A 1,135-nucleotide genomic window follows, 5' to 3' on the forward strand; every position below is an offset into this window, starting at 1 on the left:
TGTACGGTCCGGGGACATAGTGAACACTTGTTCGGGGACATGGTAGACACTTACAACTGAGGCATAAGAACCCGTTTATGGAGTCACTTATGCCCTGGGATGCGAGAGATACCATGTCATTACGTACCGAGTTTGTACTGTTCGCCTCGCAGGACGGGGCGAACATCCGTTTCCTCTGCCGTCAGTTCGGCATTTCTCCTGCCACCGGCTACAAGTGGCTTCAGCGCTGGGCTGAGGAAGGTGCCTCCGGTCTTCAGGACCGCTCCCGCGCACCTCATCATTCCCCGAACCGCTCATCTGACGACATCACGGCCCTGCTGCGCATGGCGCATGACCGTCATCAACGCTGGGGCGCCCGCAAGATTAAGCGCTGGCTTGAAGACCAGGGGTACCGTATGCCCGCCTTCAGCACCGTCCATAATCTGATGGCCCGTCACGGTCTGCTGCCGGGCGTATCACCGGGCGTTCCGGCTACGGGACGCTTCGAACATGACGCGCCGAACCGGCTCTGGCAGATGGATTTTAAGGGCCACTTTCCCTTTGGCGGTGGCCGCTGCCATCCGCTCACCCTGCTGGACGACCACTCCCGTTTTTCCCTGTGCCTGGCGCACTGTACCGATGAACGGCGCGAGACCGTGCAGCAGCAGCTGGTCAGCGCGTTTGAACGCTACGGCCTGCCAGACAGGATGACGATGGACAACGGCTCACCGTGGGGCGACACCACCGGCACCTGGACGGCGCTGGAGCTGTGGCTGATGCGCCACGGTATCCGGGTGGGGCACTCCCGGCCTTATCATCCGCAGACGCAGGGCAAGCTGGAGCGTTTTCACCGCAGCCTGAAGGCGGAAGTGCTGCAGGGAAAATGGTTCGCGGACAGCGGAGAGCTGCAGCGCGCTTTCGATCACTGGCGCACGGTGTACAACCTTGAACGCCCGCACGAGGCGCTGGATATGGCGGTACCGGGCTCGCGGTATCAGCCGTCAGCGCGGCAGTACAGCGGCAGCGTAACGCCACCTGAATACGATGAAGGGGTGAAGGTCAGGAAAGTGGATGTCAGCGGAAAGCTGAGCATACAGGGTGTCAGTCTGAGCGCAGGCAAGGCGTTCAGGGGAGAACGGGTCGGGCTGAGGGAGAC

General features: G+C 61.7%; 1 protein-coding gene. It reads left to right on the plus strand.

What is annotated here, in order from left to right; all coding sequences use genetic code 11:
• Positions 1–77: 77 nt before the first annotated feature.
• On the plus strand, positions 78–1,135 hold a 1,058-nt coding region (locus INF73_RS21700), incomplete at its 3' end, for an IS481 family transposase (RefSeq protein WP_193547318.1).

This window comes from Enterobacter cloacae complex sp. P6RS (assembly GCF_014982245.1).
Taxonomy (GTDB): domain Bacteria; phylum Pseudomonadota; class Gammaproteobacteria; order Enterobacterales; family Enterobacteriaceae; genus Enterobacter; species Enterobacter bugandensis.